The 16363-nt window shown below is 60.2% G+C and carries 15 protein-coding genes; 11 read left to right on the forward strand and 4 right to left on the reverse strand.

The window, feature by feature from the left end; genetic code table 11:
* Nucleotides 1-56 precede the first annotated feature (56 nt).
* Together ACCD00_RS03080 and ACCD00_RS03085 are read left to right on the forward strand one after the other, a co-directional pair.
* Nucleotides 57-1070: a hydrolase gene (locus ACCD00_RS03080; protein WP_413421806.1), complete on the forward strand. Its 1014-nt coding sequence runs from the start codon at nucleotides 57-59 to the stop codon at nucleotides 1068-1070.
* A 3-nt stretch (nucleotides 1071-1073) separates the two neighbouring features.
* Nucleotides 1074-1913, forward strand: coding sequence for an AraC family ligand binding domain-containing protein (locus ACCD00_RS03085; protein ID WP_413421808.1), 840 nt, complete (start codon nucleotides 1074-1076; stop codon nucleotides 1911-1913).
* Nucleotides 1914-2034: 121 nt separating this feature from the next.
* On the opposite strand, the gene ACCD00_RS03090 is transcribed toward ACCD00_RS03085, so the two are convergent.
* Both ACCD00_RS03090 and ACCD00_RS03095 read right to left on the reverse strand, forming a co-directional pair.
* Nucleotides 2035-2889, reverse strand: coding sequence for a sulfurtransferase (locus ACCD00_RS03090; RefSeq protein ID WP_413421810.1), 855 nt, complete (start codon nucleotides 2887-2889; stop codon nucleotides 2035-2037).
* Nucleotides 2890-2923: 34 nt separating this feature from the next.
* Entirely contained in the window at nucleotides 2924-3595 is a 672-nt protein-coding gene (locus ACCD00_RS03095) for a TetR/AcrR family transcriptional regulator (RefSeq protein ID WP_413421812.1), read from the reverse strand.
* Between the two features lie 145 nt (nucleotides 3596-3740).
* Here ACCD00_RS03095 and ACCD00_RS03100 point away from each other — a divergent pair, with 145 nt between their 5' ends.
* The 5 genes from ACCD00_RS03100 (at nucleotide 3741) to ACCD00_RS03120 (ending at nucleotide 8488) form a co-directional block, all read left to right on the forward strand.
* On the forward strand, nucleotides 3741-5171 hold the full coding sequence (locus tag ACCD00_RS03100; protein ID WP_413421814.1) for a coniferyl aldehyde dehydrogenase: 1431 nt from the start codon (nucleotides 3741-3743) through the stop codon (nucleotides 5169-5171).
* Between the two features lie 28 nt (nucleotides 5172-5199).
* Complete coding sequence (locus ACCD00_RS03105; RefSeq protein ID WP_413421816.1) at nucleotides 5200-5745, forward strand: twin-arginine translocation pathway signal protein; 546 nt, start codon at nucleotides 5200-5202, stop codon at nucleotides 5743-5745.
* A 94-nt stretch (nucleotides 5746-5839) separates the two neighbouring features.
* Complete coding sequence (locus ACCD00_RS03110) at nucleotides 5840-7435, forward strand: GMC family oxidoreductase N-terminal domain-containing protein (protein WP_413421818.1); 1596 nt, start codon at nucleotides 5840-5842, stop codon at nucleotides 7433-7435.
* A 115-nt stretch (nucleotides 7436-7550) separates the two neighbouring features.
* A complete protein-coding gene (coaD, locus tag ACCD00_RS03115) occupies nucleotides 7551-8030 on the forward strand; it encodes a pantetheine-phosphate adenylyltransferase (protein WP_223455913.1) in 480 nt (159 codons plus the stop codon).
* A 206-nt stretch (nucleotides 8031-8236) separates the two neighbouring features.
* Entirely contained in the window at nucleotides 8237-8488 is a 252-nt protein-coding gene (locus ACCD00_RS03120) for a YfhL family 4Fe-4S dicluster ferredoxin (protein WP_003195146.1), read from the forward strand.
* Between the two features lie 126 nt (nucleotides 8489-8614).
* Here ACCD00_RS03120 and mutM read toward each other — a convergent pair whose 3' ends face one another.
* Both mutM and ACCD00_RS03130 read right to left on the reverse strand, forming a co-directional pair.
* Nucleotides 8615-9427: a bifunctional DNA-formamidopyrimidine glycosylase/DNA-(apurinic or apyrimidinic site) lyase gene (gene mutM, locus ACCD00_RS03125; RefSeq protein ID WP_413421820.1), complete on the reverse strand. Its 813-nt coding sequence runs from the start codon at nucleotides 9425-9427 to the stop codon at nucleotides 8615-8617.
* Between the two features lie 42 nt (nucleotides 9428-9469).
* Complete coding sequence (locus ACCD00_RS03130) at nucleotides 9470-10339, reverse strand: HDOD domain-containing protein (RefSeq protein ID WP_413421822.1); 870 nt, start codon at nucleotides 10337-10339, stop codon at nucleotides 9470-9472.
* Nucleotides 10340-10515: 176 nt separating this feature from the next.
* Between ACCD00_RS03130 and ACCD00_RS03135 the strand changes: the two genes are divergently transcribed.
* From ACCD00_RS03135 to ilvD, 4 genes are all read left to right on the forward strand, one after another.
* A complete protein-coding gene (locus ACCD00_RS03135) occupies nucleotides 10516-11712 on the forward strand; it encodes a class I SAM-dependent rRNA methyltransferase (protein WP_008065056.1) in 1197 nt (398 codons plus the stop codon).
* A 252-nt stretch (nucleotides 11713-11964) separates the two neighbouring features.
* Complete coding sequence (locus tag ACCD00_RS03140; protein WP_413421825.1) at nucleotides 11965-13161, forward strand: MFS transporter; 1197 nt, start codon at nucleotides 11965-11967, stop codon at nucleotides 13159-13161.
* A 205-nt stretch (nucleotides 13162-13366) separates the two neighbouring features.
* Entirely contained in the window at nucleotides 13367-13825 is a 459-nt protein-coding gene (locus tag ACCD00_RS03145; protein ID WP_413421827.1) for an REP-associated tyrosine transposase, read from the forward strand.
* A gap of 343 nt (nucleotides 13826-14168) precedes the next feature.
* Complete coding sequence (gene ilvD / locus ACCD00_RS03150; protein ID WP_413421829.1) at nucleotides 14169-16010, forward strand: dihydroxy-acid dehydratase; 1842 nt, start codon at nucleotides 14169-14171, stop codon at nucleotides 16008-16010.
* Nucleotides 16011-16363: the final 353 nt, after the last annotated feature.

The raw sequence follows: 16363 nt of genomic DNA on the forward strand, positions 1-16363 counted from the left end.
GCGATGTGCCGCCGCGTCTTCGGGCTGGCTCATGAACACTTTTTCCGAGAATCGCTGTGCACCCGCACCCCGGACTGGTCCAACCACCGCCCTTCACTCCCGCCTTCGGCCTCGGCAACCCGCACTTGCAAACCTTGTGGGGGCCGCTGTGGCGTAAAACCGTGCACATCGGCCGCGAACGCGAACGCCTGTGGCTTGAAGATGGCGACTTTCTCGATCTGGATTGGCACGGCCCGCACAGCGCCGACGCGCCTTTGGTGCTGGTACTGCACGGACTGACGGGATCGTCGAATTCACCTTACGTGGCCGGTATGCAAAAAGCCCTGGGCGACCGGGGCTGGGCCAGTGTCGCGCTGAACTGGCGCGGTTGCTCCGGCGAACCCAATCTGCTGCCGCGCAGCTACCATTCCGGCGCCAGTGAAGACCTGGCCGAAACCATCAGGCATTTGCGGGCCAAACGGCCTCTCGCGCCACTGTATGCGGTGGGTTACTCGCTGGGCGGCAATGTCCTGCTCAAGCACTTGGGCGAAACCGGCAGCGACAGCGGCGTGACGGGCGCCGTGGCGGTGTCGGTACCGTTTCGCCTGGACCAGTGCGCCGACCGTATCGGCCAAGGCTTCTCCAAGGTTTACCAGGCGCACTTCATGCGCGAGATGGTCGCCTACATCAAGAACAAGCAGCGGCAGTTCCAGCACGACGGACGCGAGGAGGGCCTGGCAGCCCTGGCGGCCCTCGGATCACTGGAAAACATGCGCACGTTCTGGGATTTCGATGGCCGGGTTACCGCGCCGCTGAACGGTTTCGCCGATGCCGAGGATTACTATCGCCGGGCCTCCAGCCGCTATTTCCTCGGCGAAATCCGTACGCCGACCTTGATGATCCAGGCTGCCGACGACCCCTTCGTGTTTCCCCACAGCCTGCCGCACGTCGATGAGCTGTCCGCTTGCACGCAATTCGAACTGCAAGCCAAGGGTGGGCATGTCGGTTTCGTCGACGGCACGCTCAGGCAGCCGGGTTACTACCTGGAACGGCGCATCCCCGAGTGGCTGGCCGCCGTAGGGCGCGCTTGAATCATGGAAGCGGACCAAGGCGAGTCGATCCATTTCTGGCAAACCCCGCCACTGGCCGGGGTCGAGTTGTTGTCCGCCCGCTACATCGATCATCGCTTCGCTCCCCATGTGCATGACGGCTATGTGATCGGCATGATCATGGCCGGCGCCCAGCGTTATCGCTATCGCGGCGCCGAACACCTGGCGGGCAGCGGCACGCTGGTGCTGATCAACCCCGATGAATTGCACACCGGCCACAAGGGTACGGAGGATGGCTGGCTGTACCGGGCGTTTTATCCGGACAGCGAACAGATACTCTCGCTGTTGGCCGAACTCGAACTGCCAACCCACAACCCGCCAGCCTTCGGCGCCACGCTGTATCGCGACCAGGATCTGGTGAGCGGTTTCTGTCAATTGCACCGCTTGCTGGAAAGCCCCGCCACCGCGCTGCAACAGCAAACCGCCTGGCGCGAGCTGATGCTGTCGCTGTTACAACGCCATGCGGCGGTCCCCGATGCCGCTAAGCCTGGCAAGGAACATCGGGCCGTGAGCCTGGCCAAGGAATTGCTGCACGCGCAACTGGCAGCACCGCCCTCATTGGAGACACTGGCGGCGGCGGTCAACCTTTCGCCCTTCCATTTCGCCCGGGTGTTCCGCCGGGCCACCGGCATGCCGCCGCACACCTGGCTGATGCAGCAGCGCATCGCCCGGGCGCGCGGGTTATTGCAAAGTGGTTGTTTACCGCTGGAAGTCGCAACGCAACTGGGGTTTGCCGACCAGAGCCATCTGAGTCGGCAGTTCAAGCAGGTATATGGGGTTGGACCGGGGGCGTATCGCACAGCCCGGCAATTACCCGGATCTTGATAGCGACGGAAAACCAATGTGGGAGCGGGCTTGCTCGCGAAAGCGATGGATCAGTCGACATCTTCTTTGACTGTTACACCGCTTTCGCGAGCAAGCCCGCTCCCACAGGGTTATGTGGTGTTTATTCGCCTGTGGCGATGCCCCGCGCAGGCTCGTTGATCCACTCGCTCCACGACCCGGCATACAACGAAGCCAACGGATAACCGGCCAGACACAAGGCAAACAGATTGTGGCACGCCGTCACGCCGGAACCGCAGTACGCCACCAGATCATTCGGCGAGCGATCACCCAGTTTGGCGGCGAAGCGCTGCTTGAGCTGATCGGCCGGCAGGAAACGCCCGTCACTGCCCAGGTTGTCGGTAAATGCCGCGCACTGGGCACCGGGAATGTGCCCGGCTACCGGGTCGATCGGCTCCACTTCGCCCTTGAAACGCGGCAGTGCACGGGCATCGAGCAAGGTCAGTTCCGGCCGGGCGAGGCGCTTTTGCAACTGCCCGGCACTGATCAGCAACGCCATGTCAGGACTGCCGGTGAAGGCGCCACGGGCGATCGCCGGCGCATCCAGGCTCAGTGGCAAACCGGCCGCATGCCAGGCCTTGAGACCGCCATCGAGGATGAATACACCGTCGCGCTTGCCCAACCATGCCAGCAACCACCAGGCCCGCGCCGCATAGGCACCCGGACCGTCGTCATACAGAACCACTTCGCTATCGGCATTGATGCCCCAGGCTTGCAGGCGCTCGATCAATTGCGCTGGCTCGGGCAACGGATGACGCCCGGTCACGCCCTTGACCACAGCACCACTCAGATCACGCTCAAGGTCGGCATAACTCGAACCGGCGATGTGCCCTTCGGCATAGCTACGCTGGCCATAAACCGGGTCTTCGAGAGCAAAACGACAATCCAGAATCACCAGCCCCGGCTGGTCCTTTTTCAAGTCCAGTGCTTGCGGGGTGATCAGTTGCGCAATGGGCATAGCGGGCTCCTGTGATGTTTATCGGCTTTCGATCCTACGACACTTCCTCAAGCGCCTGGGCCAGGGGGACGTAAAACTCTTCGAACAAGGCGTTGACCGCATCGCGGGCCAGATCCGTGACAAACCCGGCTTCCAGCACCAGCAACTGATACACACCGCGTTTAATGGCTTGTTCGCTCAAATGGCTGGAATTCTCCCGCGTGGTGCACAGAAACCGTACCCAGGACGTGAGGATGATCCAGGCATTGAGCGTCAGGGATTCGATCTGCACCTTGTCCATCTTCAGGATGCCGGCAGCGACAAAACCTTCGTAGATCGCCGCACCCTGGATCAGGCAGCGTTGGGAGAAGCGTCGATAGCGGTCGGCCAGGTCCGGATCGCTGTCGAGCAAATGTTCGAGATCGCGATGCAGAAACCGGTAGCGCCACATCGCCGACAGCAGCTCCTTGAGGTAGAAGCGCTTGTCTTCCACCGTGGCGGCACGGCCCTGGGGCGGGCGCAGGAAGCTGTCCACCAGGTTTTCGTACTCGCTGAACAGCACGGCGATGATCGCCTGCTTGTTCGGGAAGTGGTAGTACAGGTTGCCCGGGGAAATTTCCATGTGGGCAGCAATGTGGTTGGTGCTGATGCTGCGCTCGCCCTGTTGATTGAACAGCTCCAGGCTGTTCTGCACGATGCGCTCGCTGGTTTTGATCCGTGGGGCCATGGCTTGAGCTTTAATTCAGAGTGCGTTGACGGGCATCTTAGAGCTATCCGCGAGCGGATAAAACAAAGCTGTTCCAGGATGTCATTTGACTTTTTAGAGCATAGACTCTAAAAAGTGCTTCATTACAATAAATCCGGAGCCGACCATGACTGCTGACATTTCCTACATGCAGAACCTTCAGCAGCCGCTGGAAGAGCTTCAGGCCCTGTTTGTCGCCCAGCGTGCCGCGTACGCCGCCAACCCGATGCCGCCCGCTGCGCAGCGTCAGCAATGGCTCAAGGCGCTTAAGGATTTATTGAGCAATGAACGCCAGGCCCTGATCGATGCGATCAGCCAGGACTTCAGCCATCGCAGCGCCGATGAAACCCTGCTCGCCGAACTGATGCCCAGCCTGCACGGCATCCATTACGCCAGCCGTCACCTCAAGGGCTGGATGCGCGCTTCACGACGCAAGGTCGGTGTTGCCTTCCAGCCGGCTTCGGCGAAAGTGGTTTACCAGCCGCTGGGCGTGGTCGGGATCATCGTGCCGTGGAACTACCCGCTGTACCTGGCCATCGGTCCGTTGGTCGGCGCACTGTCGGCAGGCAATCGGGTGATGCTCAAGCTCAGTGAATCAACGCCCGCGACCGGCCTGCTGATGAAGCAGTTGCTGGCGCGAATTTTCCCCGAAGACCTGGTTTGCGTGGTCCTGGGCGAGGCTGATATGGGCGTGGCGTTTTCACGCCTGCCGTTCGATCACCTGCTGTTCACCGGTGCTACCAGCATCGGCAAGCACGTGATGCGCGCCGCCGCGGAAAACCTGACCCCGGTGACCCTGGAACTGGGCGGCAAATCCCCGGCCATCGTTTCTCGCGACGTACCGCTCAAGGACGCCGCCGAACGCATCGCCTTCGGCAAGACCCTGAACGCCGGCCAGACCTGCGTAGCCCCGGACTATGTGCTGGTGCCGGAGGACCGCGTCGGAGGTTTCGTCGAAGCCTATCGCTGCGCCGTCCGCGGGTTTTATCCGACGCTGGCGGACAACCCGGACTACACCGCGATCATCAATGAACGACAACTGACGCGCCTCAACGGTTACGTCAGCGACGCCACCAGCAAGGGTGCGCTGCTGATGCCGCTGTTCGACCAGGGCCAGGGCCGCCGCATGAGCCATAGCCTGCTACTCAATGTCACTGACGACATGACGGTGATGCAGGACGAAATCTTCGGGCCGTTGCTGCCGATCGTGCCGTACAAGGATCTGGACCAGGCATTTGCCTACATCAACCAGCGCCCTCGCCCACTGGCGCTGTATTACTTCGGCTACGACAAGCGCGAACAGCAGCGCGTGCTGCACGAAACCCATTCCGGTGGCGTGTGCCTGAACGACACGCTGCTGCACGTCGCCCAGGACGACATGCCGTTCGGCGGCATCGGCGCCTCGGGCATGGGCCATTACCACGGCCATGAAGGCTTCCTGACGTTCAGCAAGGCCAAGGGCGTGTTGATCAAACAGCGATTCAACGCGGCGAAGCTGATCTACCCGCCATACGGCAAATCCATCCAGAAGCTGATCCAGAAGCTGTTCATCCGCTAACGATCGTCACCGTCGGGTAATAACAACAATGAACCCAAGCCTGTCCGATTCACCCGCGCTGTCACGGCGCGGGTTGCTTAAATTCAGCCTCGGCGCTACAGCTTTCCTTGCCACCGCCGGGCTCGGAGCCAGCCTCAGCGGCTGTTCCTCGAGCGTCCCGGCCAGTGGTTTCACCACGTTACGCAGCGGCGACCTGCTGTTTTTGCGGGCGTTGATTCCGGTCATGCTCGAGGGCGCCGTGGCCTCCGAAAGGATGCCAGAGTCTGTCGAAGGCACACTGAAAAGCCTGGATTACAGCCTCGCCCACCTGTCGCCGGAAATGCTCAAGCTGACCCAACAACTGTTCGATGTGCTGGGCATGGCCGTGACCCGCGGGCCGCTGACCGGAATCTGGGGCAGCTGGGAAAACGCCAGCGCCGACGATATCCGGCATTTTCTCGAGCGCTGGGAAAACAGCTCGCTGAGCCTGCTGCGCATGGGTCACAGTTCCTTGCTGCAACTGGTGATGATGGCCTGGTACGGGCGCAAGGAATCGTGGGCGCATTGTGGGTATCCCGGGCCGCCAACTGTTTGAAACTGAGTCGACCCCTTCGCGAGCAAGCCCGCTCCCACATTGACCGCGTCCCCCTTCCACTGCATCCAACCCATAACAACAAGAGAACCCGAAGATGCCCGTACCCGACCCGTTCCGCGAAGGCATGGCCCGAGGCTGGAAAACCTACGACGGCTCGCAACTGACCCAGGACCTGACACTCGAAGCGGACGTGGCGATCATCGGCAGCGGTGCCGGCGGCGGTACCACGGCTGAAATCCTCAGCGCGGCCGGCTACAAGGTGTTGTTGATCGAGGAAGGCCCGCTCAAGACCAGCAGCGACTTCAAGCTGCTCGAAGACCAGGCCTACACCAGCCTTTATCAGGAAGGCATTGGTCGCATGAGCAAGGACGGGGCGATCACCATCCTCCAGGGCCGGGCGGTGGGCGGCACCACGTTGATCAACTGGACCTCCAGTTTCCGCACCCCGGAGCCAACCCTGGAGCACTGGGCCAAAGAGCACAACGTCAAGGGCCACAGCCCGGCGGAAATGGCGCCGTGGTTCGAACAAATGGAACAACGCCTGGGCGTCGCGCCGTGGATGGTGCCACCCAACGCCAACAATGATGTGATCCGCAAGGGCTGCCAGGCGCTGGGCTACAGCTGGCACGTCATCCCGCGCAACGTTCGCGGCTGCTGGAACCTCGGATACTGCGGCATGGGCTGCCCGACCAACGCCAAGCAATCGATGATGGTCACCACCATTCCAGCCACCCTGGAAAAGGGCGGCGAGCTGCTTTACCTGGCCCGCGCCGAAAAACTCATGATCAGCGGCGACAAGGTTACCGGCCTGCAATGTTCGGCGATGGATGAGCGCTGCGTCGCACCGACCGGGCGCACCATCACGGTCAAGGCGCGGCATTTCGTACTGGCCGGTGGCGGCATCAACAGCCCGGCCTTGCTGATGCGCTCCGGGGCACCCGACCCGCACAAGCGCCTTGGCAAACGTACGTTCCTGCACCCGGTGAACATGTCTGCCGCGCTGTTCGACGAAGTGGTCAACCCGTTCTACGGCGCGCCGCAGTCGATCTATTCCGACCATTTCCAATGGCAGGACGGCACCACCGGCAAGATGTCCTACAAACTGGAAGTCCCGCCCCTGCACCCGGCGCTGGCCACGACACTGCTCGGTGGTTTCGGCCAGGAAAACTCGCAGCACATGGCCAACCTGCCCCATACCCACGCCATGCTGGCGCTGCTGCGGGACGGTTTTCACCCGGACAGCCCCGGAGGCAGCGTCGAATTGCGCAGCGACGACACGCCGGTGCTGGATTATCAGCTCTCGCCTTACGCCTGGGATGGATTGCGCCGGGCGTTCCATACCATGGCCGAGATCCAGTTTGCCGGTGGTGCCAAGGCCGTCATGCCGATGCACGCCGATGCCCGTTACGTGAAGACCCTCGCCGAAGCCCGCTCGCTGATCGACGGCCTGAGCCTGGAGTTGTATCGCACGCGCCTGGGCAGCGCCCATGTAATGGGCGGTTGTGCCATGGGCGAAAGCCCGGAAACTGCGGTGACTGACAGCCTTGGCCGGCATCATCAACTGGGCAACCTGTCGATCCACGACGGCTCGCTGTTCCCCACCAGCATTGGCGCCAACCCGCAGCTGTCGGTCTACGGACTGACGGCGCAACTGGCGACATCCTTGGCCGATCGTTTAAAAAACCCATGAAAATGACGATAATTCCCATCGTCTATAGTGCTTTCTTACCCAACAGGCGACTTGGCCGACCGGGAAGGCTGCGATACCATCCGACTCCCCAACGGATTCCCGCCAGGACGACGCGATGAACCGAGTGTTGTACCCAGGTACCTTCGACCCTATTACCAAGGGCCATGGCGATCTGGTCGAACGCGCCTCGCGCCTGTTCGATCACGTGATCATCGCCGTCGCCGCGAGCCCGAAGAAAAACCCGCTGTTTCCTATGGAACAACGGGTAGAACTGGCGCGCGAGGTCACTAAACATTTGCCGAACGTTGAAGTCGTCGGCTTCTCGACGCTGCTGGCGCACTTCGCCAAAGAGCAGAATGCCAACGTGTTCCTGCGTGGTTTGCGCGCGGTGTCGGACTTCGAATACGAGTTCCAGCTGGCCAACATGAACCGCCAGCTGGCGCCGGATGTGGAAAGCCTGTTCCTGACCCCGTCCGAACGTTACTCGTTCATCTCTTCGACGCTGGTCCGTGAAATTGCTGCCCTGGGCGGCGATATCACCAAGTTCGTGCACCCCGTGGTGGCGGACGCCCTGACCGAACGTTTCAAGAAATAATCCCCGCAAACTGTAGGAGCGAGCCTGCTCGCGATGGACGTCAACGATAACGCGGGAAACCTGACACCCCGCGGCGTTCTCGGCGTCATCGCCAGCAGGCTGGCTCCTACAGTACGTCGCACCTGCGTGCAACGCAGGTGCCAATGCGGCACAATTAAGCGCATTGGTTTATTGCGCCCGGGCCTGCCGCCCCGGCTGGAGTTAGCATGTCCCTGATCATCACCGACGATTGCATCAACTGCGACGTCTGCGAACCCGAGTGCCCGAACGCCGCCATCTCCCAAGGCGAAGAGATCTACGTGATCGACCCGAACCTGTGCACCCAGTGTGTCGGCCACTACGACGAACCGCAGTGCCAGCAGGTCTGCCCGGTGGATTGCATTCCACTGGACGAAGCTCATCCGGAGACTGAAGAACAGTTGATGGAGAAGTACCGCAAGATTACCGGTAAGGCTTAAGTCATTCGGCGCCTGTCAGGCCGCCTTCGCGAGCAAGCCCGCTCCCACATCTGGAATGCGTTCCCCCTGTGGGAGCGGGCTTGCTCGCGAAGGCGTCATCAGCCTCACTGAAGCTGTAACTGACTGTCAGCTCTGACAGCGCGGGCAAAAAACGCTGGCGCGTTGCCCGAGCTTCACTTCCCGCAGGCCCGTGCCACAGACTTTGCAGTGTTCGCCGCCGCGACCGTACACGAACAGTTCCTGCTGGAAATAACCAGGCTGACCGTCACCACCGATAAAGTCCCGCAGCGTGGTACCGCCGCGCTCGATGGCGGCCGCCAGGATGCGCTTGATCTCGATTGCCAGTTTCAAATAGCGCGCACGGGAAATGCTCCCGGCTTCGCGGCGCGGGTCGATTCCAGCGGCGAACAACGCTTCGGTCGCATAGATATTGCCGACGCCCACCACCACCGCGTTATCCATGATGAACGGCTTGACCGCCATCGAGCGTCCACGGGACAGCTGGAACAGGCGCTCGCCGTCGAACAGGTCGGTCAGTGGTTCCGGCCCCAGGCGGATGAGCAATTCGTGATTGAGCGGATCGAGGCTCCAGAGCATTGCACCGAAGCGCCTCGGGTCGGTGTAACGCAGGGCCAGGCCCGACTCCAGTTCGATGTCCACATGCTCATGCTTGGCCGCCGGCAACCCGGCCTCTACCAGACGCAAATTGCCTGACATGCCCAAATGGCTGATCAAGGTGCCGACTTCGGCATTGATCAGCAGGTATTTGGCGCGCCGCTCCACCAGTACGATGCGCTGCCCGGACAACCGCACATCGAGGTCTTCGGGGATTGGCCAACGCAAGCGACGATCACGCACGATCACCCGGCTGACACGCTGGCCTTCCAGGTACGGCGCGATGCCGCGACGGGTGGTTTCGACTTCTGGCAATTCAGGCATGGTGCTCTCGGATCAGGCTCAGGGCCCTTAAAGTTCCGACACTCAGCGATGAGTGCCGAGGTCGCGGATCGTCTGCTTGAGGGTCTCGAAGTCGTAGTCCGAGAGGCCGACATAATCGAGCACCAGCGGCGCGATGCTGTTCCACTCGTGATCTTCGGTCTGATTGCCCAGCACCCGGTACGACGCGCAAATGTGCTCGGCCATCTTCAGGATCGCCAGCAGGTTCTTCAAGGAACTGTTGCGCGAAGATTCATCGCTGAAGATCGCCAGGGCATTGTGGTGATTGGCGATCGCCGCACTCACGTGCTCCGGCAGGCGCCAGGACTTGGCCGTGTAATACCCGACCACCGAATGATTGGTATTGAACACCTGATTCTCCGTGTCCACCACCCGGCATTCGGCACTGGCGTTGGCATAGGCCTGTTCCAGAACGCCCATGTACTCGGGAAAACGCTGGAGCATCAAGGGTACGCCACAATCGTGGAACAAACCGAGCGCATAAGCTTCATCGCCGTTTTCAACGCCGATGCGCTTGGCCAGGGTCAGGCAGGTCATTGCCACGTCCTGGGCGGTGTCCCAGAAACGGTTGAGGGTGACAATGGTGTCGTCGTTCATCTCGCCCTTGATCGACTGCGCGTTGATCAGGTTGATGACCGAGCGGCTGCCCAGCAGATTCACCGCGCGCTGGATCGAGGCGATCTTGTTGCTCAGCCCGTAATACGGCGAATTGACGATCTTCAGCAGGGAACCGGAAAGGCCCGGGTCCTGGGAGATCAGTTTGGCGATGACTTCCAGATCCGGGTCGGGCATGTACTGCTCCATCTGCAAATCCACCATGATTTGCGGCTGGGCCGGTACGCTGATGCCCTGCAGGGCGTGTTGGATCTGTTCGGAAGTCAGCTCTTGGGACATAAGTACACACTCTGGGTCAGGCGCAGATTCTAGCTTCTAACAGTTGGATCCGAAACCTTGTACGGCCCATCGCCTGAAGTTTCATCCTGGCCGGCCCTGCCCACCGCATGTCCATCCACCATGCCGTGGCCTTGCGCAACACGCTATACTCCCGCTCTTTTTTCCGGAGCGACGTCATGTCCCTGCCTAGCCTGCGCCTCAAAGCCAACGCCGACCGCCGTCTGCGCAACGGCCACTTGTGGGTCTACAGCAACGAAATCGATGTAGCCGCTACGCCTTTGCACGGTTTCAAGGCCGGCGACCAGGCGATCCTCGAAGCCGCCGGCGGCAAGCCGCTGGGCATCGTTGCCATGAGCCCGAACAACCTGATCTGCGCCCGTTTGCTGTCGCGCGACATCAAGCTGCCGCTGGACAAATCGCTGCTGGTGCACCGCCTGAACGTGGCGCTGTCCCTGCGCGATCGTCTGTTCGACAAGCCGTTCTATCGCCTGGTCTACGGCGACTCCGACCTGTTGCCAGGCCTGGTGGTTGACCGTTTCGGCGACATCCTGGTGGTGCAGATCGCTTCGGCGACCATGGAAGCCCATAAAGACGACGTGATCGCGGCGCTGACCCAAGTGCTCAAGCCAAGCGGCATTCTGTTCAAGAACGACTCCGCCGCCCGTGACGCCGAAGGCCTCAACCGCTACGTCGAAACCGTGTTCGGCCTGGTGCCGGAGTGGGTTGCCCTCGAAGAGAACGGCGTGAAGTTCGAAGCCCCGGTCATCCAGGGCCAGAAAACCGGCTGGTTCTACGACCACCGCATGAACCGCGCACGCCTGGCGCCTTACGCCAAGGGCAAGCGCGTACTGGACCTCTACAGCTACATCGGTGGCTGGGGCGTGCAGGCTGCCGCGTTCGGCGCCAGTGAAGTGTTCTGCGTCGACGCCTCGGCCTTCGCCCTCGACGGCGTCGAGCGCAACGCCGCGCTGAACGGCTTCGCCGAAAAAATGACCTGCATCGAAGGCGACGTGTTCGAAGCCCTCAAAGAGCTCAAAGCCAGCGAAGAACGCTTCGACGTGATCGTGGCCGACCCGCCGGCGTTCATCAAACGCAAGAAAGACATGAAGAACGGCGAAGGCGCCTACCGCCGCCTGAACGAGCAAGCCATGCGCCTGCTGACCAAGGACGGCATCCTGTTCAGCGCATCCTGCTCGATGCACCTGCCGGAAGACGACCTGCAGAACATCCTGCTGACCAGCGCCCGTCACCTGGACCGCAACATCCAGATGCTGGAACGTGGTGGTCAGGGCCCGGATCATCCGGTGCATCCGGCCATCCCGGAAACCCGCTACATCAAGAGCATTACTTGCCGGTTGTTGCCAAACAGCTAACAACCCAGACCACTGTAGGAGCGAGCTTGCTCGCGAAGATCGTCAACGATAACGCTGGAAGCCTGACACCCAGCGGAGTCTTTGGGTTTATCGCGAGCAAGCTCGCTCCTACAGGGTTATTTCCTTCGGGATAATCCCGCATCAAAACGGGAAACTCCCTACAGCGCTTTTGATTGTATTCCCTACGTCCCAGACTAGTATCGGTTTCTGGTTTCAAGCATGACCGCTTGATCACTCCGGAAAACAAAAACAATGTCTGAGTCCTCTTACCCTGCTCTAAGTGGCGACCTGAAACGCCAACGAGCCTCCCGCTTTATCCTCATTACCAATATTTCGTTAATCAGCTTTTTCCCGCTGAATATCCTCCTGCCTTCTTTTCCTGCCTTGGCTGAGGAATTCAACACTTCAACCGCAGAAATCGCCCTATCCACCAGCCTGTTCACGCTGGTTTTTGCGATTTCTCAATTAATAACCGGCCCGCTCTCAGATAAGTTGGGGCGTAAGGAAGTTCTTCTTGGTTGCATCGTTGTTTCTACGCTCGGCTCGATAGGGTGCGTGTTGGCAACGGACTATCCGGGCTTCCTGTTATTTCGCGCCATCCAGGCAATCGGGTGTGGTTTCTTTGTGCTGGGCCATGCACTGGTGGAAGACTTGTTCGAAGAACAGGATCGGGCCCGAGTGCGAATTTATTACATGACACTGAGCGGCTCCTTTGTTGCACTGTCGCCGCTATTGGGATCATGGTTGCAAACCACGTTCGATTGGCAGGGAAGTTTTTATGGTTTTGCGCTCATGGCGCTCGGCATGTTCATCCATGCCCAAGTAATACTGCCCTCCAAAGCAGTCAGCCATCAAAGAACATCCGTTTCCGTTCTACGCACGCTGAAATCCATTGCTGGAAGTCGAGACTTCATTCGCTACTGGTGGATTGCCGCGTTAGTGTTTGCTTGTTATTTCGCATTGATCAGCGTGACGCCGTTGATTTTCATGGATGAGTTCAAGTTATCCGAATACCAGTACGCGCTGGTGCTTATGGTGTATGGGTTGGCCTATTTCCTTGGCGGAGTAGTTGCCAGCGCCGTGCAGAAACATATCTCCCTCACGCTGCAAATCAACATCGGGCTTGGATTGCTGGGTGTCGCTGGTGTGTTGTTAGCATTGATCGTCAGTTATGAAGCGATGACAACCATCACCCTGCTCATACCGATGCTGATCAGTGCTCTGGCAGTCACCCTGGTGCGACCTGCCGCTATTTCCGCAGCGATGTTGCTGTTCTCAAGCAGCGCTGGAACGGCAGCCTCTGCGGGCAATAGCATTATGTTCATCACCGCCACGGTCAGCAGCGCTGCGCTCGCACAAACCGGGGACAATTTGCTGATGACCATTGCGGGAAGCTTCATCGCATTCAGCCTTTGGGGGTTGCTGACGAATGCCAGGATAGGGCACTGACTGCAGGGGGCAGCCTGTCGACGCTTGGTTGCTTGTGATGGTCGTCAATGATAACGCGGGGAACCTGATGCCCCGCGGCGTTCTCGGGTTCATCGCGAGCTAGCTCGCGCCTACAGTGCACGACACATCCTGACCCACAGTCGAAGCGGCAACCTCCCATTCCGCGCCTACCGTTTCTCTTCTAACCACAGAAGAGGACAACGGAATGTCCAACACCCCACAAGCTAACCGTTTACGTACTGGCCGCCGCTCGGAACCCGGGCGCATCTATCTCCTGACCGCAGTCACCCATGAACGGCAACCGATCTTCAATGATTTGTACGTTGGACGTTTGGTAGTGAACGAATTCAGAAGAGCTCATGAAGCCGGCAATGCCACCTCGATAGCCTGGGTGCTCATGCCGGATCACTTTCATTGGCTGGTTGAATTGCACAACGGTGATTTGCCGAAACTGATGCAGGCGGCCAAATCCAGAAGTGCTCGCGCCATCAACCAGCAAAGAGGTCGCCACGAAACGCTATGGCAAAAGGGCTACTTCGACCGAGCCCTGCGCCGCGAGGAAGACCTGAAAGCAGCCGCCCGATACATCATCGCCAACCCTTTGCGGGCCGGACTAGTGACTCGGGTTGGAGACTACCCGCTGTGGGATGCCATGTGGCTTTAATACTGTAGGAGCGAGCTCGCTCGCGATGGTGGTCAACGATAACGCGGGGAACCTGATGCCCCGCGGCGTTCTCGGGTTCATCGCGAGCGAGCTCGCTCCTACAGGGGCGGTCGCCGAACGTCTTGTGAATGCGTGGAGCCATTCCCTCCAGCCGCCAGCCGTGTAGAATCGCGAACATTCATCGCCAGTCATCCCCCGGCGGGTTTATGAGCTCAAGCTGAAGCGCGCGGCGATCCCGCAAAGTTATCGGCAACTTCCGGACACACGGCCATTTCCGGGTGTTCCAGACGTCAATAGAAGCTCACTTCCCTTTTGATACCTGATTAGCCGCCCGGAGTGCTTCATGCCTGATTACCGCTCGAAAACATCCACCCACGGCCGCAACATGGCCGGCGCCCGCGCACTGTGGCGCGCAACGGGGATGAAAGATGACGACTTCAAGAAGCCGATCATCGCCATTGCCAACTCCTTCACCCAGTTCGTACCGGGCCACGTCCACCTCAAGGACCTGGGCCAACTGGTCGCTCGTGAAATCGAACGCGCTGGCGGTGTGGCAAAAGAATTCAACACCATCGCTGTCGATGACGGCATCGCCATGGGCCACGACGGCATGCTGTATTCGCTGCCGAGCCGCGAGATCATCGCCGACTCCGTCGAGTACATGGTCAACGCCCACTGCGCCGACGCCATCGTCTGCATCTCCAACTGCGACAAGATCACCCCCGGCATGCTGATGGCGTCCCTGCGCCTGAACATCCCGGTGATCTTCGTGTCCGGCGGCCCGATGGAAGCCGGCAAGACCAAACTGGCCAGCCACGGTCTCGACCTGGTCGACGCCATGGTGATCGCCGCCGACTCCAGCGCTTCTGACGAGAAAGTCGCAGAGTACGAGCGCAGCGCTTGCCCGACTTGCGGATCGTGCTCCGGCATGTTCACCGCCAATTCGATGAACTGCCTGGTTGAAGCCCTGGGCCTGGCCTTGCCGGGCAACGGTTCGACCCTGGCCACCCACAGCGACCGCGAGCAGCTGTTCCTGCAGGCCGGCCGCACCATCGTCGAGCTGTGCAAGCGTTACTACGGCGAGAACGACGAGTCGGTATTGCCGCGCAACATCGCCAACTTCCAGGCGTTCGAAAACGCAATGACCCTGGACATCGCCATGGGCGGTTCCACCAACACCATCCTGCACTTGCTGGCCGCCGCCCAGGAAGCCGAGATCGATTTCGACCTGCGCGACATCGACCGTCTGTCCCGTCACGTGCCGCAACTGTGCAAGGTCGCGCCGAACATCCAGAAGTACCACATGGAAGACGTGCACCGCGCTGGCGGGATCTTCAGCATCCTCGGCTCGCTGGCCCGTGGCGGCCTGCTGCACACCCAGCTGCCGACCGTGCACAGCCGCAGCATGGAAGAAGCCATCGCCAAGTGGGACATCACCCAGACCGACGACGAAGCGGTGCATCACTTCTTCAAGGCCGGTCCTGCGGGCATCCCGACGCAAACCGCGTTCAGCCAGTCGACCCGTTGGGAAACCCTGGACGACGACCGTGAAAACGGCTGCATTCGCAGTGTCGAGCACGCCTACTCGCAAGAAGGCGGCCTGGCCGTGCTGTACGGCAACATCGCCCTGGACGGCTGCGTGGTGAAAACCGCCGGCGTCGACGAGTCGATCCACGTGTTCGAAGGCAACGCGAAGATCTTCGAAAGCCAGGACAGCGCCGTACGCGGCATCCTCGCCGACGAAGTGAAGGAAGGCGACATCGTCATCATTCGCTACGAAGGCCCGAAAGGCGGCCCGGGCATGCAGGAAATGCTCTACCCGACGTCGTACCTGAAATCCAAAGGCCTGGGCAAAGCTTGCGCCCTGCTCACCGACGGCCGTTTCTCTGGCGGTACCTCGGGCCTGTCCATCGGCCACGCTTCGCCTGAAGCCGCTGCTGGCGGCGCAATCGGCCTGGTACAGGACGGCGACAAAGTGCTGATCGACATTCCGAACCGCTCGATCAACCTGTTGGTCAGCGACGAAGAACTGGCGGCACGCCGGGTCGAGCAGGACAAGAAAGGCTGGAAACCGGTGGAAGTGCGTCCACGTAAAGTGACCACTGCGTTGAAAGCCTACGCCCTGCTGGCGACCAGCGCCGACAAGGGTGCTGTGCGTAACAAAGCGATGTTGGACGGGCTGTAAGCGTTAACCGTCGAACATGAAAATGCCCCGCCAAGTGCGGGGCATTTTTTTGCAGCGTCTATTTAGTGCTTAATTTACCAGTGTATTCCCGAAGGCATATTCAGAACCGAGTCAAAAGCCAGATTCGTCAATTGCAAGAGTTAGAAGTCCGCAACATCTCTCCCAGATAGAGGAGCGCCAGCAATGTGGGGCTAATCAATGCCACGTTAAACCAGATATTACTGCCGGGATGGGTCAGTGAACCTATTAGCGGGATGGAGATAGCTATCAGCCCCATTATTAGCATTAGCGATATAATGCGTCTGCGGTAATACACCGTAGTACTAGGTCTATTCAGCGCAGCTAGAGCAAGC

This window comes from Pseudomonas sp. Pseusp3 (assembly GCF_047304225.1).
Lineage (GTDB): Bacteria > Pseudomonadota > Gammaproteobacteria > Pseudomonadales > Pseudomonadaceae > Aquipseudomonas > Aquipseudomonas fluorescens_CD.